Below are 22,460 nucleotides of genomic sequence, written 5' to 3'. Positions count from 1 at the left end.
TGCTCGATGGCGGTTCCGTCAGCGTTCGGTGGCGGTTCCGCCAGCGTAGAGACCCTTGGCCCGTAAGGGAACATGTGACATAGTACTGGCGTGACAAAGCGGCTGACCTGCGATGTTGTGGTAGTCGGCGCCGGGATGGTGGGCGCCGCCTGTGCCCTGTACGCGGCGCGGGCCGGGCTGTCCGTCGTCCTGGTGGACCGCGGTCCCGTGGCCGGCGGCACGACGGGATCCGGCGAGGGGAACATCCTCGTCTCCGACAAGGAACCGGGCCCCGAGCTCGAACTGGCCCTGCTCTCCGCCCGGTTGTGGACAGAGCTGGCGGCCGATGAAGACGTGGGCGCGAGCATCGAGTTCGAGGCCAAGGGCGGCGTCGTCGTGGCGTCATCCGGTGAAGGGCTCGCCGCGCTGGGGGAGTTCGCCTCCGGGCAGCGCGAAGCCGGGGTCGACGCGCGGGCCGTCGGGGCGGACGAACTGTACGAACTGGAGCCGCACCTCGCCCCCGGCACTGCGGGCGGCGTCCACTACCCGCAGGACTGCCAGGTGATGCCGTCCCTGGCAGCGGCCCAACTGGTGCGCATGGCGCGGGCGTTGGGGGCAGGGCTCCGTACGCGCTGCACCGTCACGGCCGTGCTGCGGACCGCGGGCGGCGAGGTGCGCGGGGTCCGCACGGACCAGGGGGAGATCCACGCCCCGTACGTCGTGAACGCCGCGGGCACCTGGGGCGGCGATCTCGCCGCCCTCGCCGGAGCCGACCTGCCCGTGCTGCCGAGGCGCGGCTTCGTCCTCGTCACGGAACCGCTGCCGCGCATGGTCCGGCACAAGGTGTACGCCGCCGACTACGTGGCCGACGTGGCCAGCGGATCCGCCGCGCTCCAGACGTCGCCGGTGGTCGAGGGCACGGCCGCGGGGCCGATCCTGATCGGCGCGAGCCGCGAACGGGTCGGCTTCGACCGCTCCTTCTCGCTGCCGGTCATGCGGGCCCTCGCGGCGGGGGCGACCCGGCTCTTCCCGTTCCTGGAGGGCGTCAGCGCGATGCGCGCGTACGTGGGCTTCCGCCCCTACATGCCGGACCACCTGCCCGCCGTCGGCCCCGACGCCCGGGTGCCGGGGCTCATCCACGCCTGCGGGCACGAGGGGGCGGGGATCGGCCTTGCCGCGGGGACGGGCCACCTGATCGCCCAGGTCCTGAGCGGTGCGACCCCGGACCTCGACCTCACCCCGTTCCGCCCCGACCGCTTCGCCGACCGCCCGCCCCAGGAGGCGTCATGAGCAAACGCACCCCGCTGAACCTGGTCCGCGCCCACCCGGAACCACCGCACACCGTCACGTTCGACGGCCGCGAGATCCCGGCCCTGCCGGGCCAGACGGTGGCCGCAGCGCTCTGGTCGTCGGGCATCACCGCCTGGCGCACCACGCGACGCGAGGGCGAGCCGAGGGGAGTCTTCTGCGGGATCGGCGTCTGCTTCGACTGTCTGGTGGAGGTCAACGGGCGGCCGAACCAACGGGCTTGCCTGCTCCCGGCCACGCCCGGCGACGAGATCCGGACGCAGCACGGAAGAGGTCACGGCGGGGAGGCGGGGGAGTGGCGATGAGTGCTTCTCGGGTGCTCGCCGTGGCCGGAGCGGGGCCCGTCGGGCCGCCGCACGCCGGTCCGGCCCGCGGCGAGTGGGGCGGCAGGCACGGCAGCCTGCCCTGCGGTGAGCGGCCGACGGGAGGTGGCCGGTGACGGCGGCGGCAGATGTGTCCGCAGGCACGGCCCGTACGGGCGCGCTCGCCGTGATCGGAGCAGGCCCCGCGGGCCTCGCGGCGGCGCTCGCCGCGGCTCGGCGTGGTGTGCGGGTGACGGTGCTCGACTCGGCCGCGCAGGCGGGCGGCCAGTTCTACCGTCAGCCCGCCGGGGCGCTCGGGGCGCGGCGCCCGAAGGCGTTGCATCACCAGTGGCGGACGTGGGAACGGCTGCGGGACGGGCTCGCGGAAGAGATCGCGGCGGGCCGCATCATGCACCTGACGGAGCATCATGTCTGGTTCGTAGAGCGTCACTTCGGCGGAGCGCAGCCGCAGCGGCCGGAGACATCTGGGTCCTGCGAGCGGGTCGAAGGGGCGTCTGGCGTACAGGCCTCTGGTGCGGCGGGCGGTGATAGGGCGTGTGCGTCCGAGGGACAGCGGCTTGGCGGGAGCGCGAACGAGGGGGTCGGGGAGGCGACTTCCACCCTGGCTGCGTCCGCGGCGTCCGCCGTGCCGGGTGGTGCTGCGGCGCACCCGTCCGGCCCGCGGCCGTCCGTAGCGGCGCCCGGTCAGGCCGAGGCCGCAGCCCCCGCCCCGGATTCGTACGCCGTGCCCGACCCCAGTGGTCCTCGCTTCACGGTGCATGCCCTCCTCGGGCCCGGCCAGGAGCAGTCCGTGGCCGTGCGCGCCGACGCCGTGCTGCTTGCGACCGGGGGGTACGAGAAGGTTCTGCCCTTCCCCGGCTGGACCCTGCCCGGTGTGGTCACCGCCGGGGGTGCGCAGGCCATGCTCAAGGGAGGTCTCGTGCTTCCGGGGCGCATCGCCGTCGTGGCCGGGAGCGGGCCGCTGCTCATGCCCGTGGCCGCCGGGCTCGCGGCTGCCGGGGCCGAAGTGGCCGCCCTGGTCGAGTCCGCCGACCCGAAGGCCTTCGCGCGGCAGGCGGTCACCCTCGCCGCCCATCCGGACAAGCTCGTCGAGGGGGCGCGGTATGCCGGTCAACTGCTGCGCCACCGTGTTCCGTTGGTCTCGCGGTACGCCGTCGTCGAAGCGCACGGCAAGGACGCGCTCGAAGCGGTGACCATCGCCGCGCTCGACTCGGCGGGGCGCGTCAGGCCCGGCACCGAGCGGCACATCCCCTGCGACACCCTCGCCGTCGGGCACGGCATGCTGCCGCACACCGATCTCGCCGAGGGGCTCGGCTGCCGCGTCGAGGGCCTGAACGTCGCCGTCGACGCCGAGCAGCGCACCGACGTCCCGGGCGTCTGGGCCGCGGGGGAGACCACCGGCATCGGCGGAGCCGCACTCTCGCTCGCCGAGGGACACATCGCCGGACGCTCGGCCGCCGCCCGGCTCCGGGGCCGCACGCCCGACCCGCGCGCATGGGCCGCCGCCGCCAAGTCACGTACAAAGATGCGGGAGTTCGGGGCCGCGCTCGCCGCCGTGTACGTGCCGCCCGCGCACTGGGCCGAGCAGCTCCGCGACGACACCCTCGTCTGCCGCTGCGAGGAGGTCCCGGCCTCGGCGGTCCGCGAGGCCGTCGACGAGCTCGGGGCCACGGACGCGCGGTCCGTGAAACTCCTGACCCGGGCCGGCATGGGCTGGTGCCAGGGTCGGATGTGCTCGGCCGCCGTCGCCGGGCTCGCCGGCTGCCAAGAGGGCTCCGCGCGGCGGCCCTTCGCCCGTCCGGTACCCCTCGGCGTGCTCGCACGGACCGCCGACGATGCCGCCCAAGCCGATGTCGACGCCGATGCCGATGTCGATGCCGACGCCGAGGGTCCCTCCTAGCCACACCTCCGTACCGCACGCGCACTGCACCGCACCGCACCGCACTGCACCGCACCGCAACGAAGGGACCCGCCCATGACCACCCCCGCCGACCGTCCCCGCCCCTGGCACGGCGTCCTCGTCGCCACCGCGCTCCCGCTGAACGGCGATCTCTCCGTCAATTACGGCAAGTTCGCCGAGCACTGCACCTGGCTCGTCGAGAACGGCTGCGACGGCGTCGTGCCCAACGGATCACTCGGCGAGTATCAGGTGCTGACTCCCGAGGAGCGCGCCAAGGTCGTCGAGACCGCCGTCTCGGCCGTCGGCGGGCAGCGCGTCATGCCCGGCGTCGCCGCGTACGGCTCCGCCGAGGCCCGGCGCTGGGCCGAGCAGGCCAAGGACGCGGGCTGCGCCTCCGTGATGCTCCTGCCGCCGAACGCCTACCGCGCCGACGAGCGCTCCGTCCTCGCGCACTACGAGGAAGTGGCCAAGGCGGGCGTCCCCGTCGTGGCGTACAACAACCCCATCGACACCAAGGTCGACCTGGTGCCCGAACTCCTCGCCAAGCTGCACGCCGAGGGATACGTGCACGCCGTCAAGGAGTTCTCCGGAGACGTACGACGCGCCTACCGTATCGCCGAACTCGCCCCGGAACTGGACCTGTTGATCGGAGCCGACGACGTCCTGCTCGAACTCGCCGTCGCGGGCGCCAAGGGCTGGATCGCCGGCTACCCGAACATGCTGCCCGCCGCGTCCGTCGCGCTCTACCGCGCCGCCGTGGCCGGTGACCTGGGCACGGCGGGCCAGCTCTACCGGCAGCTCCACCCGCTGCTCCGCTGGGACTCCAAGCCCGAGTTCGTCCAGGCCATCAAGCTGTCCATGGACATCGCCGGGCGGCACGGCGGCCCCTGCCGCCCGCCCCGCGTGCCGCTGCTCCCCGAGCAGGAGAAGGCGGTGCGCACCGCCACCGAACGGGCCATCGCCGCCGGACTCGCCTGAACCTCCCCCGCGTAGGACTCGTACGAAAGGCACCGCACATGCGCAGCAGACTCGTCCTGCACGCGGTCGACTCGCACACCGAAGGCATGCCGACGCGCGTGATCACCGGCGGCATCGGCACCGTCCCCGGCGCGACGATGAACGAGCGCAGGCTCCACTTCCGTGAGCACCGCGACGACATCAAGCAGCTCCTGATGAACGAACCGCGCGGCCACGCGGCGATGAGCGGCGCGATCCTCCAGCCGCCCACCAGGCCCGACTGCGACTACGGCGTGATCTACATCGAGGTCTCCGGCTATCTGCCGATGTGCGGGCACGGCACGATCGGGGTCGCCACCGTCCTCGTCGAGACCGGCATGGTCGAGGTCGTCGAGCCGGTCACCACGATCCGCCTCGACACCCCGGCGGGCCTCGTCGTCGCCGAGGTCGCCGTCGAGGACGGCGCGGCGAAGTCCGTCACGCTGAAGAACGTGCCGTCCTTCGCCGTCGCCCTGGACCGCAAGATCACCCTGCCGGACGGCCGTTCGGTGACGTACGACCTGGCCTACGGCGGCAACTTCTACGCGATCCTGCCCCTGGACCAGTTCGGCCTGCCCTTCGAGCGTGGACGCAAGGACGACATCCTCGCGGCGGGTCTCTCGCTCATGGAGGCGATCGACGCCGAGGACGAACCCGTGCACCCCGAGGACCCGTCCATCCGAGGCTGCCACCACGTCCACCTCTACGCGCCCGGCGCCACCGCCCGCTACTCCCGGCACGCGATGGCCATCCACCCCGGCTGGTTCGACCGCTCGCCGTGCGGCACCGGGACGAGCGCGCGCATGGCCCAGCTGCACGCGCGCGGCGAGCTGCCGCTGAACACCGAGTTCGTCAACGAGTCCTTCATCGGCACACAGTTCAGCGGGCGGCTCCTGGCCACCACCGAGGTCGCGGGCACCCCCGCCGTGCTGCCCAGCTTCACCGGGCGCGCCTGGGTGACCGGCACCGCGCAGTACCTCCTCGACCCCGACGACCCCTTCCCGGCGGGGTTCGTCCTCTAGAGCCTGGGATACTCATGGCACGTGACATTGCACCCAGGAGGAACCGCCCCCATGGCCGCCAAGGGCAACCGCGCTCCGTCCGCAGCCCCCGCCGCGCTGCCCAGCCTCGGCGGGACGCGCAGCAGCTACCGCGAGCGGGTCGCGGACGCGCTCCGCGCCGCGCTCATCGCGGGCGAGCTGCGCGCGGGCGAGGTCTACTCGGCGCCCACCCTCGCCGTGCGCTTCGGCGTCTCCGCCACCCCGGTGCGCGAGGCCATGCTCGACCTCGCCAAGGAAGGGCTCGTCGACACGGTCCCGAACAAGGGCTTCCGGGTCACCGCGGTCTCCGAGAAGCAGCTCGACGAGTACAAGCACATCCGTGCGCTGATCGAGATCCCGACCACGGCGGAGCTCGCCACGTCGGCGGACCCCGCCGCACTCGAAGCGCTGCGGCCCGCCGCGCAGGCGATCGTCACCGCGGCGTCGGACGGCGACCTCATCGCGTATGTCGAGGCCGACATCCGCTTCCACCTCGGTCTGCTCGCGCTCTGCGGCAACGACCACCTGGTCGAGGTGGTCGGCGACCTGCGCAAGCGCTCTCGGCTCTACGGGCTCCAGGCACTGGTCGACGCGGGCCGTCTGGAGGCGTCGGCCGAGGAGCACCTGGAGATCCTCGACGCACTGTTGGCCCGCGACGAGGAGGCGGTACGCGCGGTGATGACCCGCCACCTCGGTCACGTGCGCGGCCTGTGGGCCGCCGAGTAGGTCAGTGGCCGGTGTAGGTCAGTGGTTGTTGCCCGGGATCAGGAACAGGTGGATCGACTGGTCCTTCTCGCGGAACCGCTCGTTCTCCGCGCCCTTCTTCGCCCGGTCGGACACGATGACCACGTAGTCGGCCGAGACCCAGGACACGCCCTCGGGGTTGCCGTAGAGCGTGCGGCCCTTGTTGTCGGTGGGGAGGCGATAGACCGTGCCCTCGTCGACCTCCCACTTCTTGGTGGAGATGCGGCCCACCCAGAGCGCGGACGACGCCTGCGACAGGACGGCGATCCGTCCGTCGCGCACGGAGACGCTCGCGTAGTCCTCGAAGGGCAGCGACTTGGGCAGCCGGATCGTGGCCGTGTTGATCCAACGCTTGCCGCCGCGCCGGAAGACCTGGATGCGGCCGCCGCCCGGCGTCCTGCCCTTCTTGCCGCCCTCGCACCGGTTTCCCTCGCACAGGGCGAGGAGGTGGCCCGTGCCCGAGCGCTCGACCCACTCCAGGCCCTCCATGCCCTTGTTGGCGTCCGCCAGATCGAATTCCAGCTGCGCAGAGCCGACAGGGCGCAGCTTCCCGTCGTACTCCTGGACGCGCGCGCGGAAGCCCTTGGACTTGACCGGCTCGGCCTCGCTCAGCGTGTAGTAGTGGTCGCGCCGCTCGTCGTGGGCGAGATCCTCGTACCCCTCGTTCGCCTTCGCGCCGCCGGACTTCTTGCCCTTGGCACGGGTCAGGACGCCGTTCTCCGGAGCCTTGGGCGACAGCTCGCTGCTGACCCGGATGAGGGAGGGCAGGTTGTCGCAGACGATCAGGAAGGCGCCGTCGCGGTAGATGACGCCGCTCGCCTCCAGACGGGTGCCCGCGCCGTCGCCGATCAGGTCCTGGATCTTCGCTTCCTTGACCAGGCGGAGCTCGCGCGCCGCCGACTTCTTCGTCGATGTCATGAGGGCAGTACCTCCATCGCGCCCGGGAACGTCGCCCCACTGGCTCCGTTCGGGTAGGTCTTGCGCAGCTCGGCGAGCTGCTGGCGTGCGTGGTCGTAGCGCATGCGCGTGTAGTGGAAGATCCCGTACGTGAACTGCGAGCCCCGGCTCATCTCCCACTGCCGGTACGCGGCGCGGTACACCTCGTCGTTGGTGAACTGCCGCCCGGTGAAGGGCTGTCCGTGCGGGCTCGTGGACTCGCCGTACGCGGCGGACGAGATGAGCTGCCACAGGCCGTCGGTCCGCCCCGAGCCCTCCGTGCCGAGCAGCGCGGCGACCCGCTCAGGGCCGAACTCCGTGTCCAGAAGGAATTCGAGGTGGTCGAGGTAGTACTGGCAGAAGTCGTGGTGCCGCAGCAGGTTGGTGAACAGCGGCAGGTGTGACACCTCGTGCGGCGCGCGCGTGATCCGGCAGTAGTTGCGGCTCATCGCGGGCCAGTCGAGCAGGTCCGTGTACTGCCACTGCGTCGAGAAGAAGTCGATGCCCGAGCTGTTGTCGTAGTCCCACGGGATGAACGTGAAGTACGGGCGCGCCATGAAGCCCGTCGGGTCGCCGAGCCGCCCCGAGTTGTAGAGGTAGTAGTTCGACGGTGTCGCGAAGTAGTTGTCCCAGCTGCCCAGGAGGACGTTGGCGCCCGCCCAGCGCAGGAAGGCCGGGACGTTCAGGACCTGCTCGACCGCGTCGCGGAAGGCGTCGGACGCGAACCGGTCCTCGCCGCCTTCCAGTTGGACTCCGTTGACGGTCCTCACGAGCGCGGCGAGGTCGTCGTAGGTGTTGGCGGACGGGTTGTCCTCGTTCGTCTTCAGGCGGTACGTGCGGTCGTCCTCCAGGCTGCCCGCCGTGAAGTACTGCCGTCCGCTGTCGGCGCCGTCCGTGCCGGTGCGGTGCTCCAGGGTCGCGCAGCCGACGTCGCCGCAGTAGGCCTTGTAGAGGTTGCCCTCGGAGTTCTTGCCGAAGTGGTCCTTCAGGAACTTCTTGTCGACCTGCTCGATGACCGAGAAGAGCCCCATGTAGCGGTCGTTGATCGAGAACGTCGCGTACGTGTGCTGCGCCGCCGGGATGCCCGCGCGCTCCAGGAGCCGCCAGGCGACGGCCTCCCGCATCTGCGACGGGTCGTTGTACATCGCCTTGAGGTTGATCCGCTCCATGCCGTAGAGCCGGTCCTCGCTCTCGCCGACCTCGAAGTCGACCTTCCAGGAGCGCTTGGGCGCGTGGGCCGTCATGTTGCCGCTGTTGACCATCGAGAACGACGGTGTCGCGAGCATCGTGTCGTCCGGGCTGCTGCTCCTGGCCAGGGTCAGCCGGGCGCCCTGCGGAGCCTCCATGACCTCGTCGGCCGTCAGGACGCCGGGTGGCCAGCCGGTGACCTTGACCTGATACATGTCCTGAGCGAAGAACTCCGCTTTGTTCTCGGCCGAGTTGAGGAAGTCGTCGACGATCCGCCCGATCGCGGTGAGCTGTCCGTCCGTGTCGAGAAGGACCAGGCTGCCGTCCGCCGACGTGTCACCCTGCTCGGCGAGCAGCAGGTCGTACAACGTGCTGAACTCGGCCTTCGTCCGCAGTGCGGCATCGGCCGGACCCGCTGTCGCGTTGGCCCGCTCGGCGAGCCGCCGTCCCGTGCCCGGCGCCAGCGCGGAGAGTGCGATGACCTGGTTCTTGAACGCGTCCCGGAACGTTCCCTTGCCGATGGTCCTGTCCACTGGGCCTCCCTGGGCGTGCCTGGGGTGCTGGGGTGAACCTTCCTCTCTACGCCCGACGCCACATGACCGCCAGACCGATATCCGGCCTGGCGGTCACGTGGTCCGTCAGACCCCGAGGATCCTGATCGAGGGGTGAATCGCCGTGTTCAGGTACAGCTTTTCCTTCTTGTGTTCCTGCTCCAGCTCCATGACGAGCCGGTACCTGTGCACGCCCGGCTTGGCGGTGCTCAGGACCGTGCCGGCCCAGTAGTAGTAGACCGGCGTGAACTTGTCCCGCATGCGGTCGGGCATCCCGTAGATCTTCAGCTCGGTGAAGATCTTCCGCTCGGCCACGTCCTCCTCGTCACCCAGTTCGGTGTCGAGGAAGGTGATGTTGTTGATCTTCGGCATGGGGGGCCAGGTGCCGTCCCTGCGCTTCTCCATGTCGAGCGGGCGCACGATCCAGTTCAGGACCTGGCCCTGCTTGCAGACCGTCTCCAGGGACGACGTGCCCTGTCCCTTGCCGCCGATGCTGTTGTCCATCATGTAGATCGAGTCGCTCAGGGAGCCCGTCTCCACCGCTCGCTCCATGTTGATGAGCGTCACGATGTTCAGCTGGACCGAGTTCAGCTGTCCGGGATTCTGCTTGTGGTGCGCGCCGCTTGCCGACTTCTCCTGCACGCTGCTGCTCAACGCTCCTCCTTCGCGTACGCCGTCATGCCCGGACCTAGCCGATGAGGGACGACGACAGGGTGGTGGCGATCGGTTCGTCCCTCGTGCCCAGCTTGAACTTGATCTGGTACGTGACGTTGGGCGCGTCCTTCTTCACCGTGCCGATCCAGTAGGCGACGTCGGTGCCCGGATAGACCTTCCGCTCCGGTACGCAGATCGAGCTGTCGATCACGATGCCGTCGATGGCGACATACGCCTCGCACTCCAACGCCAGCGCGTTCCACAGGAGTTGGTCGCCCTTGCGGGCGCGCGTCTGCAGCTCCTCGGTGCCGAAGCCGGTGGATCCCGCTGACTTGTTCGTGTCGTACATGTACAGGTGGCCCTGCATGTTGCCGGCTGCCAGGGCACCCACACAGTCCACTACGGCGGTGATGGAGATGGGCCGCTTCGCGGCGCCGGTCTCCCGCCGCCTCGGCGTGGTGGTCATCTGCTCCTCCTTCTGGCTGAAGTCCTTGCGGGATCAGTGGCTGCCGGGACGCGCTCCCGCGTCCGGGGGGATGGGCAGCAGGCCCATGCCTGCCTTGGTGAAGGCGTTGCGCCGGGGCTCCGAGGTGATCTTGAGAGTGGAGGGACAGATCAGGTTGACCGCCTCCCACCGCAGCTCGCCGTTGAGGCCCACCAGCTTGTGCAGCTGGATCCGCATCACGTACGAGTAGGTGCCCGGCCGCGAGGTGTCGACGGTCGCCGACCAGTACCAGCCGTCGGTGACCAGGTCCGGGGAGCCGTACTCCGCCGGATACATGATCTTCGAGTCGACTGCCTCGCCGTAGATGTCGGTGATCACCGGGGCGGGGTAGGTGTACGCCGCCGTGTTGTCCTCGGTGACCACCTTGCCGGTCACGTCCAGGATCTTCTGCCCGGACATGCGGCCGCGCGTGCGCCGCGTGGTCTTGACGCGGGCTCCGACGGTCTTGCGGATCTGGCTCAGCTGCTCGGCCTGGTCGACGCCGGCGACCGAGGACTTGGTCGCCAGGTCCTGGAGGTCTTCGAGCGCCTTCTCGTCGCTCCGCCGCGCCCGCTCGAACTCATAGCCGCGGGGCACGGTCGGCGGGATGGAACCCAGGCTGTACGGAAGCCAGTTGAGCACCTGCTCGCTGGCCTGGGACCCGTCACTCCAGTAGGAGCCGTTGATCGCCGTCACGAGGTCGCCGGTTCCCTGGTTCGTGGAGCCTTGCAGCTTCATGTTGTCGAACAGGTAGGTGTTGCCTTCGAGTGACTCGGACTCCAGCGCACTGCCGACGTCCACGAGCACGATGATCGCCAATTGTTGGGGCATGATTCCGCCTTTGTCGCCGCTACTTGATTCCCGGCCCTTGCCGCCCTGCTCCGGCTGCTACTCGCACATCAACGCGGGGGTGTCGATGTGCATGACGCTGTTCTCGCCCTCGTACATCTGGAGTTCCAGGCGGTACTGGTAAGCGACCCCGGGCGTCAGCCAGTTGGGGACCACGCCCGTCCAGACGTCGAGGTCGAGCTTGTCGCCCTCGGCGTGATTGCCGCCCTGGGCGCCCTGCGCGTGGCTCTGGGACTGGCCGTGGGACTGGCCGTATGGCTGACCTTGGGGCTGGCCGTAGGGCTGGCCCGGCATCTGGCCTTGTGTCTGCCCCTGCCCCTGGCCTTGCGTCTGGCTTTGCGCCTGGCCCGAGGTCTGCCCAGACGTGTGGCCGTTCTGGTCCGCGGGCACGAACGAGATGTTCTTGATCTCCACCGGCGTCTGCAGGTCCACGGCCAGGGCGGACCACGAGACGACCTGTCCCGGCTTGACCACGGTGCACAGGTTCGGCGTCCCCTGGTGGGCGCTGTTGTGACCGCCGTCGTCCATCATGCAGAGGTTGCCGTCGAGCAGCGTGCTGCCCGACAGCGCTCCGATGACGTCGACGACAGCGATGATGTTGACTTGGTGCTTCATCCTCACTCCTCCTGTAGGCGCTCTGTCGGCGCTAGCCCCGGTCCCGCACCAGCGGGACCTTGCCGACGGCCGTCCGCTCGATCTCGGCCGAGAGCCGGGGCACGAACTTGAGCCGGAAGCTGTAGCCGGTCTTCTCGATCGACGCGGGGTTCGCTTCCCCGTGGTTGAACAGCGAGAGGGAACGCGGCAGGGCGTTCACGAACACCTGCTGGACCCCGTAGGGGCCAAGGGTCGTGTCCGTCCGGTACGTCATGCCGAGCACGTCGTCCACCGAGACGAACAGGGTGATGGTCCTGCCCTCGCGGTGGTTCACGAACTGGACGTCGTGCGCCACCGCGTCCAGGTCCACCGCCTCGGTGGCCTTCAGCTCGTCGCGCAGCGCGGTGTAGGCGCGGGCGGCGGAGTACTGGCTGTCGTTGATGTGGAGCACATCGCCGGTGCGGCCCGCGAACTCGAACTGCTGGGTCTTCAGGCCAGGGCCTTCGGTCCGTGGCCGCCGGATCATCCGGTCGCCCAGCTTGAGCCGCAGGAGCGGTGTCTCGTGGGCGTGCAGGCGGGTGACGACGAGTTCGCCCTCCTCGCCCTCGGGAACCCACTGCCCGTTCTCGTCGACGATCTCGATGAGGTGCAGGCCGGGCACCGCCGACAGGTTGGGTGACGCGGGGTCCAGTTGCAGGCCGATGGTCTCCGCCTGGGTGGCGGCGAAGTAGCTGAGGATCGCCAGGTTCGGGTACAGCGCCTGCAGCTCCACCCGCTTGCGCTGCGAGAGCACCCCGCTGCCGTACAGGGCGACGCGGAAGCTCTCCCGCGACTCCCTGCGCATGCCCGCGCCGAGCTCGCTGAGGATCCCGATGCCCGCGGAGATCCCCATCAGGGCTTTGGGGCCCTTGTACGAGAACATGTGCTCCAGGACGGGGGCCGTGACGGGGCCCGCGCCGACGTAGTTGACGCCGGGCACGTGCTGCAGCACGCCGCCCACCATCGTGCCGCTGCTCCACATCTGGTAGTCGGCCAGCGTGGTGAACAGCCACTTGGGGTCGGCGCCCGTGAGGTACCTCGCGAGCTGGTAGGCACCCATGAAGCGCCCTGCGATCTCGTACGTGTCCTTCAACTCCCGCAGGGAGTACACGACTTCGAGCGGGCGGCCGCCGCTGGTGCCGCCGCTGGCCACGATCTCGAACTCGCCGCGGGTGAGGGGCACCACCATGCCGGGCCGCGAATCCATGAAGAAGTCGCGCTGGATGTCCTTGTCCGACAGCGGAATCCGCTGCCAGGCCTCGTAGGTCTCGGGGGCCTGCACGGTCCCCGCGTTGCGCAGGCGGTCGCGCCACAGGGGATTGAGCATCGCCGTGTTCACCATTTGCTGGAGGCGACGCAGGACGACGGCTTCCTGAACGTCGTGCGACACCTCGCTGTACGGCGTCTGACAGACCCGTTCGCATTCACGTAACTTCTCGGCGAACGAAGGAAGTGCGGTTACGGCTTCAACTGATTCCGGCAGCAACTCACCGTCCGGGATGAGCCAGTCGGCCAGTTCACGGGCGCCGCCAGGCGTCAGTGCGGTCGGCGGAACGTGGGTGGCCTGTGGAACATGAGATGTACTCAACATCCGTCCCCTCTAAGCTGTTTCTGTTCCCGCTTCGCTGCTGAGCAGGTCTTGACCTGTCCTTCTGATCTCGGAGATCAGCATCCGGAAGTGTTCGCCGGTGATCTGGTGGTTCATCATGACCACGCGCAGTGCGGCCACACCGTCGACGTTCACTTTCGAGATGAAGAAATTTCCCCGGAGCTTCACGCTGTTGCGGATGGCGATCTGGAGGCGATGGACATCCTCTTTCCTGACCCCGGCCGGGTGATATCGGAAGCACAGGATGTTCGCCTCCGGACGGTGCAGTGCCTCGAAGTCGGGCTCGGCCCGTACGATGCCGTGGGCCTCTTCCGTCAATTGGCAGAGGTACTCGATCTTCTCCGCGAACAGGGCGGGACCGTACATGGCCCAGAGCGACCACAGGGTCATGATCATGGGCCGTTTCGTGCACTCGAAGTTCTTGCCCCCGCTGTCGTACGCTGTGTAAATGTCCGGCTCCTCGTCGAACACATAACTGGCCTTCTGCCGGAAGGCGGTGAGGCTCGACTCCTTGTCCCGGTAGAAGAGCATCGTGCACGGCGCGGGCACGAACATCATTTTGTGCGCGTCCCAGGTCAGGGAATCCGCCTTGTCGATTCCGCGCAGCTTCTCGCGGAGCGTGTCCGACACCAGGAGACTCGCTCCGTGGGCGCCGTCGACGTGCAGCCAGAGATCCTTCTCCCGTGCCAGGTCGGCCAGTTCGTCGATGGGGTCGAAGGCGCCCACCGATGTGCTGCCGGCCGAGGCGACGAGGCAGAACACCTTCAGGTTCTGCCGCTCGGCCGCCTCCAGGGCGGGCCGTGCGTCCGCCACGGAGATCTGCCCCCGGCTGTTCAGCGGAAGGCGCACGAGCTGTGCGTCGCCGATGCCCATCACACCGGCCGCCCGCGCGACGCTGTAGTGCACGTCCGAGCCCACCGCGATGGCGGGCCGCGGCTGGCCCCGGAAGGAGGAGCCGCCCTCCGACCAGTAGCCCGGCAGCTTCTGGTTGCGGGCCGCCAGGAGCGCGGTGAGGTTGGCCAGGGACCCGCCTGAGGTGGTCACCATGGTGAACCGCGCCGGATCCCAGCCGATGAAGCGGTTCAGCTCATCGGCCATGATCCGTTCGACCGCGTTGGGCAGCTGGGCCGCCTCGTAGAACGAGGCCGGCTGGTTGACCACCGAGCTGACGAAGTCGATGACGCCGGCGAGTGGTACGACGCCAGAGAACTGGCGGCCCATGTATCCGGGCGAGTGCACCTGGATCCCGGTCCTGATGTACAGGTCGATGATCCCTGCCAGCTTCTCCTCGTCGAACGTCGCCACCCTCTCGCGCTCCGTCGTCATCAGGGCTTTCGCCGCATCCGACAACGTCGCGGGATCGATCAGCTCGAGACCCCTGATGGAGAGATCGGAAAGGTGCTTCTCCAGCTTCGCAAGAGCGGTTTCGGAAGTTTCCCGGAACAGTTGAGCATCGAACGCCTCGAGCAGTAATCCGCTCCCGTCGGAAGTGGGATTGTGCGGCCGAGATTCCGTCACGGGGGTCTCCTTCGGAAAGTCCCTGTGTTGCCCGACATGTAGGTGTGGGGCGGACGCGGACTGCGCAGAGTCCAGCGCTTTGAGCATGCCGATGGGCAGAAGGACTTCGAATGCCGATTCGATTTCGATGGGACGGCCCGGCTGGTCAAGCCGGACAGCACCATCTGCTCCGGCGGCACCCGGTCAGTGGCAGCCGCACAGAGCCCCCTAGAAAGAACAGCCTTTGGTGTTACAGGGCGGCGCGGACCCCCCGGTTCTCGCGCCACACCCACACGATCGGCGTTTCCCCCCTCGTGCCCCTCGTGTTTCCCCCCACTTGAAGCAACCGTAGAGCCATATGTTTCGAAGAGGTCGACTCTTTCAATGGTCTGTCCAAAAAGAAGCGCGAGCCGCCTGACGGGCCGTCAATGACTCTTGGCCTCATCTGTATTCACAGGCACCTCGGCTTTCGGGCGGCGTCCTCGACTTTCGGACAGCGGCCGGCCGTTCCGGCTCCAGGTGGCGTAAGGAGTCAAGGGGGGATTCATCGACGAAATCCGGTCATGGGTAAAAGTCGCTTGCCGTTGTCATGTGCCCGACTAGACTGTCGTGTTCCGGCGAAGGGAGCGTCTCATTCTGGGCGGGTGAAATTCTGGCCATGGTCGGCAGCGGCGATAGATCACCATTTCGCTTGAATAAGAAAAGAAAAAGGGTGGCGGCCCGTGGGGCCGCCACCCGATGTGGTGTCAGTCGTCGACGGCGTCGAGTACGTCGCCCAGGTCCACGAACTTGAAGTTGGTGGAGGGCCGTTCGGGATCGCCCGGTACGTCGTGACCGTCCTGCACGACGAGCAGACCGTGCGGATACCTGGCGCCGAGCGGCTTGTTGAGGACCGCGGCACCGTCGCATTCCTCGGAGCCGTCGAGCGCGGAGGAGGCCGCGGTGACGCGGAAACCGCCCTCGTACTCGTTGTGGTCGGACGGCTCGCGGTCGTAGGCGGCGAAGGTGTTGTCGCCCTGGCTGGAGGCCAGCAGCTGTCCGTCGCCGCTGCCGTCGCCGTCGTCCAGCAGCGTCAGGCCCTCGACGTCGGCCTTGAGGTGCTTGCCGCCGTAGCCGGGGTCGGCTCCCGCCTCGCACTCCTCGGTCGAAGGGTCGTACGTCCCGGGGACACCGAACTCCCGTACCTTGTCGACGAGTTGGGGCTTGCCGGTCAGATCGGCACGGAGTCGCCAAATACCGACGTCCTCCTGTCCCGCGTAGAGCGTGCCGTTGGCCGGATCCACGACCATGCCCTCCACCTGGGGCAGCTCGCCCGGCTCGCCGCACGGCGACCACGAAGTGCCGTTCGGCAGGCGGAAGTCGGCAGGCAGGTCGAGTGTGCGGACCTTGCGGTAGCCGACCGTGCCGTCGCTCTTCGGGGTCAGTTCGAGGAGCGCGATGCGGGTCCGCTCCCGTCGGCTGACCAGGGCGTAGGACCGGCCCGTCGACGGGTCCGTCCAGGTCGCGAGGCCGTACGCGGTGCGCTGCTCGTTGATCTCCTCCTGCGAGGACGAGAAGACGGGTGCCGCGGACGGGTCGGTGACGTCGGTGAGCGGGCCGCCCGCGCGGTCGCGGTCGATGCGGTAGACCCGCAGCCGGTCGCTGCCGCGGTCGCTCGTCACGGCCAGGTCGGTGCGGCCCGACGGCAGGCGAAGGCCGTGCACCAGGTCGACGTTGTTGAAGCGGCCGGGTGCGTCGTCAGGTCCGGGCGCGGCAGGTGCGGGAACCGACTGCACCTCGCGCGCGGCGAGGTCGTACACGCGAAGACCGCCCTGCTTGGCGGTGGCGACGACCAGGCTGCGGTCCGGGTCGGCGGTGTTGCGCCAGATCGCCGGGTCGTCGGCGTCGGCGTCGCCGCCCGCTTCGTCGTCGTGCAGGGCGGGGGTCTCGGCGCGCGGCTCGACGGCGGGCAGTGCCGTGGCCGCGAGCGCGCCGGAGTTCAGGGGCACGGCGGCGGCGACCGCCGCGAGGGCCGTGACGAGGGCCAGTCGGCCGTAAGTGGTCCGGTGTCTGCGGGAGTTGGCCATGGAAGAGATCCTCTCTGTCATGGGCATTCCATGACAGAGAGCACTCTGTGATCTTGCCGTGAAGCCTGTCCGGCAGGTACGGCGTCGGGCGGAGGGCCACGGGGTGAACGGATGGTGCCGCCTCCGGCTGCCCATTGATACCTTTCGCTTGTCGAGTGAAAGCAAACGATTTCACTCGCGATGAGCAGGAGCAGCGAGCAGTGAGAGGGGCATGCGGGTGCTGACAGAAGAGCGGCGTGAAGCGATCCTGCGCATGGTGGAGCGCCGGGGGACCATCAAGGTCAAGGAGGCGGCCGCCGAGATGGGTGTCTCCGCCGTCACCTTGCGCCAGGACGTGCGGGACCTGGCCGGCCGCGGGCTCCTCGTCCGCGTGCACGGTGGCGCGATGTCCCCGGCCGCGGCCCAGCAGGCCACTTCCTCCGGCCCCGCGGCGCCGAGGCCCGCGGTGCGTCAGGGACACGTACTGGGCCTCGTCGTGCCCCCGGGGAGCTACTACTACCCCGAGATCATCCGAGGGGTGCAGGACGCGGCGCGTACGCACGGCGTCCGGGTCGTGCTCACGGTCTCCGGCGAGACGCTCGCGGACAACAAGGAGCAGGTGCGGCGGCTCGTCGCGTCGGGCGCCGACGGTCTGCTGCTGATGCCGCGCGCGGGCCTCGAACCCGCCGAGGAGGCCGAGGAGTGGCTGAGCGGCCTCGACGTGCCGGTCGTCCTCGTGGACCGGCGGGCCGGCGCGCAGGCCGGACGGCTTGAGCAGGTCGCGTCCGACCACGCTTTCGGCGCGGGCCTCGCGGTGCGCCATCTCGCCGCGCTGGGGCACGAGCGGATCGCGCTGGTGGCCAGGGTCGAGAGCCCGAACACGCCCCTGATCCGAGAGGGTTACGCCGCGGCGTGCGCCGCCCTGGGGCTGCCGACGGGCCCGGAGCACCACATCGGTTCCGCCGACGAGCCCGCCCCGTTCGAGGAGCAGTTGGCGGAGCTCGTACGGGCCGTCGAGGCGGGCGAGGTCCGGGCGGCGCTGGTCCACAACGATCTCGACGCCGTCACCCTCGTCGGTCTCCTGCAGGCGCGCGGCCTCGGCGTCCCGGATGACCTGGCCATCGTCACCTACGACGACGAGGTCGCCGAGCTGAGCGACGTCCCACTCACGGCCGTGGCGCCGCCCAAGCGGGCGGTGGGGGAGTGGGCGGTCGACCTGATGATGCGCAGGCTCGCCGACGCGACACCCCCGCTCGCCGAGCTGCTGCTCCGTCCGGAGCTGCGGGTCAGGGCGTCCAGCGGGGCGCCCTTGGAGGCCGCCGAGCGCAAGTAGGGCGCGACTCGCGCGCATCGTTTGCTTTCGTTTGGCGTTGAATGAAACCAAAAGCATTGACGAAGCCTTGGTGCTGGCTAATGATTTCGTTCGACATCCCAGCGAACGATCGGCGAACATCATGCTTCGCAGAACCACGGCCGCCCTGGCCGGCCCTGTCGCGGCCCTCGCCCTGCTTGCCACGGCGTGCGGAGGAGCAGGCCAGGGGTCCGCCCCCGCGGCCGAGAAGACCGGAAAGGTCACCTTCTGGTCCTTCGTCAAGGGCTCCGACGAGGTGGCCGCGGCTTTCAACCGAAGCCACCCGGACATCGAGGTGACCTTCGAGACGGTCCCGTCGGGGCAGGAGTACTACTCCAAGCTCACCAACGCGGTGAAGGCCGGCACCGCCCCGGACGTCGCGGTCGTCGAGTACCCGAACCTGCCGGAGTTCGCGGCCCAGGGGAAGATCGAAGACCTGAGCGAAACGCTCGGCCCCGTGGTCAAGGACCAATTCCCCCAAGCCGTACGCCAGTTGGTCGACCTCGGCGGCAGGACCTGGGCGGTCCCCCGTGACGCGGCGCCCCTGATGATGATGTACCGCAAGGACTTCTTCGACCGGCACAAGATCGGCGTACCCAAGACGTGGGACGCCTACCGGACCATGACCGAGAAGGTGAAGAAGGCCGATCCCGACGCCCGCGGCGGGGTCCTCTACACCGACAACCCCGGCCTCCTCAGTGCGCTCACCTGGCAGGCGGGCGGCAAGTGGTTCACCGCCGGGAAGGACTCCTGGAAGGTGACGGTCGACGACGCCCCCTCCAAGAAGACCGCGGGCTACTGGGGCGACCTCGCCCGCAAGGACCTCGTCCGCTCGCTGAGTTCACTGGACCCGTTCTGGACGAGCGTCCAGAAGAACCAGACCGTCGCCTATGTCTGCGCCAGCTGGTGCGCCGGGGCGCACCAGGCGACCGTCCCCGACCAGAAGGGCAAATGGGCCGTGGCCCCCGTGCCCACCTGGGACGGCAAGCCGGCCTCGGGCATGTACGGAGGCTCGTCCTTCGTGATCCCGAAGGGGGCCGACAACAGCGGTGCCGCAGCCGAGTTCATCAAGTGGATCACCACGGACCCCGAGGGCATGAAGGCATGGGTGTCCTCCGGCACCAGCAGCATGTTCCCCGCCGACCCGAAGCTCGTGCCGGTCACCAAGAAGGCGTTCGGCACGCAGTACTTCGGCGGACAGGACGTCTATGCCATCGGTGCGTCGTCGTACCGGGCGATCCGGCGCGGCTGGACCTGGGGCCCCGCCATGGGCACCACCAACACCGCCATCGTGGACGAGCTTCCCAAGGTCGCCGAGGGCAAGGCAGACCTGCCCGAGGTGCTCTCGGACGCCGAGAAGACCACCGTCAAGCACATGAGGCAGCGCGGCATGAAGGTCACCGCTCCGTAAGCGTGCCGGTCAACCGCTCGACCCGTCCCACCGAGAAAGGCCGGCATGGCATCCCCATCCACCCGTGGACAGCGCCGAACCGCCACCCTGCTCCTGTCCCCGTTCTTCGTCCTGTTCACGGTCGTCACGCTTGCCCCGCTGGCGTACGCGGCCTGGCTGAGCCTGTTCACCACTCGCACATCCGGCCTCGGGTTCGGCGGTACGGAGAACGTCTTCTCCGGCCTGGACAACTACGCGGAGGCATTGACCGACCCGCAGTTCCTGGACGGCTTCCTCGTCGTCGCCGCGTACTGCGCCCTCTACATTCCGGTGATGATCGGCGGCGCACTGGTACTCGCCCTGCTGCTCGACAGCGGCCTGGCCAAGGCCCGGTCCTTCTTCCAGCTGGCGCTGTTCCTGCCGCACGCCGTGCCGGGTCTCATCGCCGCGCTGATCTGGGTGTACCTCTACACGCCGGGCCTGAGCCCGGTGATCGACTTCCTGAAGTCCGGCGGCATCGACATCAGCTTCCTGTCGGCCGACGTCGCGGTGTTCTCCGCGGCCAACATCGCCGTGTGGGAGTGGATGGGCTACAACATGGTCATCTTCTACGCCGCCCTGCAGGCCGTGCCCCGCGAGACACTGGACGCGGCGAAGGTCGACGGCGCGGGTGCCATCCGCACGGCGCTGGCCATCAAGGTCCCGATGATCCGCCCGTCGATCGCGCTGGCCGTCCTGTTCACCGTCATCGGGTCGATCCAGCTCTTCACCGAGCCGAAGGTCATCTACAGCGCCTCCAGCGCGATCGGCAGCACCTGGACACCCAATATGTACGTCCAGACGGCCGCCTTCCAGAACAACGACTTCGGCCTCGCGGCGGCCGCTTCGCTGCTGATCGCCGTGTTCGCCGCCGTGCTTTCGTTCATCGTCACCCGTATCTCACGCCGCGGGAGCAAGCCGTGACCAAGCCACCGTCCGTCCTGCTGTCCAAGGCAGGGGTCACCGCGATGCTGGGCCTCGCCACCCTCTACACCCTGCTGCCCCTCACCTGGCTGATGCTGTCCTCCACCAAGAGCCGCGAGGACCTGTTCGGGACGAACGGCTTCTCCCTGGGCAACGAGATCCACCTCGCCGAGAACCTGGAGCAGCTGTTCGCCGCCGACGACGGCGTCTACCTGCGCTGGGTGCTCAACACCGTGGGGTACGCCGGTGTCGGCGCCCTGCTGGCATCGCTGTTCGGCGTCGCCGCCGGGTACGCCTTCGACAAGCTCGTGTTCCCCGGCAAGGAGCGGCTGTTCTCGCTGGTCCTGCTCGGCGTGATGGTGCCCGGCACGGCGATGGCGATCCCGCTCTACCTGCTCGCCGCCGAAGCCGGTGTGGTGAACACGTTCTGGAGCGTGTTCGTGCCAGGCCTCGTCTTCCCGTTCGGCGTGTATCTGGCCCGCGTCTTCAGCGCCGCCTATGTGCCGGACGAGGTCCTGGAAGCGGCGCGGATGGACGGGGCGGGGGAGTTCAGGTCCTTCTGCCGCGTCGCCTTCCCGATGATGGCACCCGGCTTCGTGACCATCTTCCTCTTCCAGTTCACGCAGATCTGGAACAGCTTCTTCCTGCCCCTGGTGATGCTCTCCGACCAGGACCTCTACCCGGTCAACCTCGGTCTTTACGTGTGGTACTCCTCCGCGCTCTCCCAAGGGCACCCCGAGGACTACCTGCTGGCCGTCGTCGGTTCGCTGGTGTCCGTCGTACCGCTGATCATCGTCTTCCTGATGCTCCAGCGGTTCTGGAAGTCCGGCATGACCGCCGGCGCCGTCAAGTAGGCCACGAGCAAGCCACCACCGTGAGGAATCCCCGTATGCACTCGACCGCGGCCTCCCGGCCCCGCGCCCTGTTCGCCATGGGCCGCCGGCACCGGGACGCGATGTTCCCGCCTGCCGAGAGGCAGCGTCTGACGGCGTACGTCGACATCGATCCGGACCATGTGGCCGAGGACTTCGACGACGAACCGGCCCTGAAGGACGTGGAAATCCTGATCACCTCATGGGGCTGCCCGGTCCTCGACGAGGACCTGCTGGCCCGCGCACCGGCCCTGAAGGCGATCGTGCACGCGGCAGGGAGCGTCAAGCACCATGTGACGCAGGCCTGTTGGGACCGCGGGATCGCGGTCTCCTCGGCCGCCGCGGCCAACGCCGTGCCCGTGGCCGAGTACACCGTCGCCGCGATCCTCTTCGCCAACAAGCGGGTCCTTGAGATCGGCGGCATCTACCGCGAGCACCGTGACGTGTCCGACTGGTCGCAGCGCTTCCCGGGGTTCGGCAACTACCGCAGGACCGTGGGCGTGGTCGGTGCCTCGCTCATCGGCCGCAAGGTGCTCGAACTGCTGCGGCCCTACGAACTGGATCTCCTGCTCGCCGACCCGTACATCGACGCGGAACAGGCGGCGGCACTCGACGCCCGGCACGTCGAACTCGACGAACTCGTCGCGGACTCGGACGTCGTCACACTGCACGCCCCCGCCCTGCCGGAGACCCACCACATCCTGGACGCCCGCAGGCTGGCGTCGATGCGGGACGGCGCCACTCTCATCAACACGGCCCGCGGCTCCCTCGTCGACACCGCCGCGCTCACCGCCGAAGCCGCGAGCGGGCGCATCCACGCGGTCATCGACGTCACCGAGCCGGAGGTGCTGCCCGCGGCATCACCGCTCTACTCCCTTCCCAACGTCCTGCTCACCCCGCACATCGCGGGCTCGCTCGGCGGCGAGCTCCGGCGCATCACCAGCAGTGCCATCGACGAAGTCGTGCGCTACTGCTCACAAAGACCGTTCGCCCACGCCGTCCACCGGGCGGCCTTGGCGACGTCGGCCTGACGGGCGGGGGCGGCGTCCCCCACGCACCGCCCTCACCACAGGCCACCAGCGCTCTCCCGTGAGCTCCGCTCACCCACTTGTGCGCTGTCCCCCCCCCACATATCCCGCACTGACAAA

Annotated in this window: 21 protein-coding genes; 12 read left to right on the top strand and 9 right to left on the bottom strand. The window is 69.1% G+C overall.

Annotated features, from left to right (window positions below; translation table 11 throughout):
• The first annotated feature begins 90 nt into the window (after positions 1-90).
• The 7 genes from M4V62_RS10485 to M4V62_RS10455 all read left to right on the top strand — a co-directional run bounded on the left by M4V62_RS10485 (position 91) and on the right by M4V62_RS10455 (position 6,272).
• Positions 91-1,269, top strand: a complete 1,179-nt coding sequence (locus tag M4V62_RS10485) for an NAD(P)/FAD-dependent oxidoreductase (RefSeq protein ID WP_249586971.1) — start codon at positions 91-93, stop codon at positions 1,267-1,269.
• Positions 1,266-1,592: a (2Fe-2S)-binding protein gene (locus M4V62_RS10480; protein ID WP_249586970.1), complete on the top strand. Its 327-nt coding sequence runs from the start codon at positions 1,266-1,268 to the stop codon at positions 1,590-1,592. The genes M4V62_RS10485 and M4V62_RS10480 overlap by 4 nt, the downstream gene beginning before the upstream one ends.
• Positions 1,589-1,726 carry a hypothetical protein gene (locus tag M4V62_RS10475; protein ID WP_249586969.1) on the top strand — a complete coding sequence of 46 codons (138 nt, stop codon included), beginning with the start codon at positions 1,589-1,591 and terminating at the stop codon, positions 1,724-1,726. Before M4V62_RS10480 ends, M4V62_RS10475 begins: the two co-directional genes overlap by 4 nt.
• On the top strand, positions 1,723-3,510 hold the full coding sequence (locus M4V62_RS10470; protein WP_249586968.1) for an FAD-dependent oxidoreductase: 1,788 nt from the start codon (positions 1,723-1,725) through the stop codon (positions 3,508-3,510). The genes M4V62_RS10475 and M4V62_RS10470 overlap by 4 nt, the downstream gene beginning before the upstream one ends.
• A 75-nt stretch (positions 3,511-3,585) precedes the next feature.
• On the top strand, positions 3,586-4,488 hold the full coding sequence (locus M4V62_RS10465) for a dihydrodipicolinate synthase family protein (protein ID WP_249586967.1): 903 nt from the start codon (positions 3,586-3,588) through the stop codon (positions 4,486-4,488).
• Positions 4,489-4,526: 38 nt separating this feature from the next.
• Entirely contained in the window at positions 4,527-5,528 is a 1,002-nt protein-coding gene (locus tag M4V62_RS10460; protein ID WP_249586966.1) for a proline racemase family protein, read from the top strand.
• A gap of 51 nt (positions 5,529-5,579) precedes the next feature.
• Positions 5,580-6,272, top strand: a complete 693-nt coding sequence (locus M4V62_RS10455) for a GntR family transcriptional regulator (protein ID WP_249586965.1) — start codon at positions 5,580-5,582, stop codon at positions 6,270-6,272.
• A gap of 18 nt (positions 6,273-6,290) precedes the next feature.
• Here the strand turns inward: M4V62_RS10455 and M4V62_RS10450 are convergent, their stop codons facing one another.
• The 9 genes from M4V62_RS10450 to M4V62_RS10410 all read right to left on the bottom strand — a co-directional run bounded on the left by M4V62_RS10450 (position 6,291) and on the right by M4V62_RS10410 (position 16,757).
• Complete coding sequence (locus M4V62_RS10450) at positions 6,291-7,208, bottom strand: hypothetical protein (RefSeq protein ID WP_249586964.1); 918 nt, start codon at positions 7,206-7,208, stop codon at positions 6,291-6,293.
• Positions 7,205-8,947 carry a CotH kinase family protein gene (locus M4V62_RS10445; protein WP_249586963.1) on the bottom strand — a complete coding sequence of 581 codons (1,743 nt, stop codon included), beginning with the start codon at positions 8,945-8,947 and terminating at the stop codon, positions 7,205-7,207. The genes M4V62_RS10450 and M4V62_RS10445 overlap by 4 nt, the downstream gene beginning before the upstream one ends.
• A gap of 105 nt (positions 8,948-9,052) precedes the next feature.
• The gene (locus M4V62_RS10440) at positions 9,053-9,619 is read right to left on the bottom strand and encodes a hypothetical protein (RefSeq protein WP_249586962.1); all 567 of its coding nucleotides are present in this window, start codon (positions 9,617-9,619) and stop codon (positions 9,053-9,055) included.
• Between the two features lie 34 nt (positions 9,620-9,653).
• Positions 9,654-10,085 (bottom strand): hypothetical protein, encoded by a 432-nt coding sequence (locus tag M4V62_RS10435; protein ID WP_249586961.1) that lies wholly within the window; start codon positions 10,083-10,085, stop codon positions 9,654-9,656.
• Between the two features lie 33 nt (positions 10,086-10,118).
• On the bottom strand, positions 10,119-10,934 hold the full coding sequence (locus M4V62_RS10430) for a hypothetical protein (RefSeq protein WP_249586960.1): 816 nt from the start codon (positions 10,932-10,934) through the stop codon (positions 10,119-10,121).
• A 57-nt stretch (positions 10,935-10,991) separates the two neighbouring features.
• Positions 10,992-11,567, bottom strand: a complete 576-nt coding sequence (locus M4V62_RS10425) for a hypothetical protein (protein WP_249586959.1) — start codon at positions 11,565-11,567, stop codon at positions 10,992-10,994.
• Positions 11,568-11,598: 31 nt separating this feature from the next.
• Positions 11,599-13,173: a phenylacetate--CoA ligase family protein gene (locus M4V62_RS10420; RefSeq protein WP_249586958.1), complete on the bottom strand. Its 1,575-nt coding sequence runs from the start codon at positions 13,171-13,173 to the stop codon at positions 11,599-11,601.
• Positions 13,174-13,185: 12 nt separating this feature from the next.
• Positions 13,186-14,712 carry a pyridoxal phosphate-dependent decarboxylase family protein gene (locus M4V62_RS10415; RefSeq protein WP_249586957.1) on the bottom strand — a complete coding sequence of 509 codons (1,527 nt, stop codon included), beginning with the start codon at positions 14,710-14,712 and terminating at the stop codon, positions 13,186-13,188.
• Positions 14,713-15,437: 725 nt separating this feature from the next.
• Positions 15,438-16,757 carry a phytase gene (locus tag M4V62_RS10410; protein ID WP_249592776.1) on the bottom strand — a complete coding sequence of 440 codons (1,320 nt, stop codon included), beginning with the start codon at positions 16,755-16,757 and terminating at the stop codon, positions 15,438-15,440.
• Between the two features lie 211 nt (positions 16,758-16,968).
• Here M4V62_RS10410 and M4V62_RS10405 point away from each other — a divergent pair, with 211 nt between their 5' ends.
• From M4V62_RS10405 to M4V62_RS10385, 5 genes are all read left to right on the top strand, one after another.
• Positions 16,969-18,069: a substrate-binding domain-containing protein gene (locus M4V62_RS10405; RefSeq protein ID WP_249586956.1), complete on the top strand. Its 1,101-nt coding sequence runs from the start codon at positions 16,969-16,971 to the stop codon at positions 18,067-18,069.
• A 121-nt stretch (positions 18,070-18,190) separates the two neighbouring features.
• On the top strand, positions 18,191-19,498 hold the full coding sequence (locus tag M4V62_RS10400) for an ABC transporter substrate-binding protein (RefSeq protein ID WP_249586955.1): 1,308 nt from the start codon (positions 18,191-18,193) through the stop codon (positions 19,496-19,498).
• 45 nt (positions 19,499-19,543) lie between these two features.
• Positions 19,544-20,440 (top strand): carbohydrate ABC transporter permease, encoded by an 897-nt coding sequence (locus tag M4V62_RS10395; protein WP_249586954.1) that lies wholly within the window; start codon positions 19,544-19,546, stop codon positions 20,438-20,440.
• Positions 20,441-20,484: 44 nt separating this feature from the next.
• On the top strand, positions 20,485-21,294 hold the full coding sequence (locus M4V62_RS10390) for a carbohydrate ABC transporter permease (RefSeq protein ID WP_249592775.1): 810 nt from the start codon (positions 20,485-20,487) through the stop codon (positions 21,292-21,294).
• Positions 21,295-21,329: 35 nt separating this feature from the next.
• Complete coding sequence (locus tag M4V62_RS10385) at positions 21,330-22,343, top strand: hydroxyacid dehydrogenase (protein WP_425575007.1); 1,014 nt, start codon at positions 21,330-21,332, stop codon at positions 22,341-22,343.
• The last annotated feature ends 117 nt before the right edge of the window (positions 22,344-22,460 follow it).

The organism is Streptomyces durmitorensis, from assembly GCF_023498005.1.
Classification (GTDB): Bacteria; Actinomycetota; Actinomycetes; order Streptomycetales; family Streptomycetaceae; genus Streptomyces; species Streptomyces durmitorensis.
The sequence above is the reverse complement of the archived record's forward strand: the minus strand, read 5'-3'. Positions and strand labels throughout refer to the sequence as shown.